This is a genomic window from Actinospica durhamensis (assembly GCF_018139695.1).
GTDB classification, from domain to species: Bacteria; Actinomycetota; Actinomycetes; order Streptomycetales; family Catenulisporaceae; genus Actinospica; species Actinospica durhamensis.
The window spans coordinates 1-791 of sequence record NZ_JAGSOG010000646.1 but is presented as its reverse complement, the minus strand read 5'-3'; the positions used below and the strand labels follow the sequence as shown (position 1 = coordinate 791).

General features: G+C 61.1%; 1 rRNA gene. It reads left to right on the top strand.

Features of this window, described 5'->3' with window-relative positions:
* Positions 1 to 791 (top strand): 23S ribosomal RNA (locus KDL01_RS41535); the annotation flags it as partial.

Below are 791 nucleotides of genomic sequence, written 5' to 3'. Positions count from 1 at the left end.
CGGCCAGGTGTGGTGTTGGGTAGGGGAGCGTCGCATGTCCGGTGAAGCGGCCGCGTGAGCGAGTCGTGGAGGGCATGCGAGTGAGAATGCAGGCATGAGTAGCGAATCCACGGTGAGAATCCGTGGCACCGAATGACCAAGGGTTCCTGGGCCAGGCTGTTCCGCCCAGGGTGAGTCGGGACCTAAGGCGAGGCCGACAGGCGTAGTCGATGGACAACGGGTTGATATTCCCGTACCCGCTGTGGACCGCAAGGGCCGAGGCCCGTGATACTAAACCCGTCTGAACCGTTCTGAGCCTTCGGGCGAGGGGCGGGTAGGGCCGGTGACCTGAGCGGGTAGTAGGTGAGCGATGGAGTGACGCAGGAAGGCAGCCTATCCCGGGCGGTGGTTGTTCCCGGGCCAAGCAGGTAGGGGGATCGGTAGGCAAATCCGCCGGTCTTAACCCCGAGATGTGATGGGGAGCCCGTAGGGGCGAAGTAGGTGATCCTATGCTGTCGAGAAAAGCTTCTAGCGAGGGACATGGCGGCCCGTACCCCAAACCGACACAGGTGGTCAGGTAGAGAATACCAAGGTGTTCGGGTGAACTATGGTTAAGGAACTCGGCAAAATACCCCCGTAACTTCGGGAGAAGGGGGACCATTTCCGGTGACGGGATTTACTCCTCGAGCTGGGGGTGGTCGCAGAGACCAGCGGGAAGCGACTGTTTACTAAAAACACAGGTCCGTGCGAAGCCGCAAGGCGATGTATACGGACTGACGCCTGCCCGGTGCTGGAACGTTAAGGGGACCCGT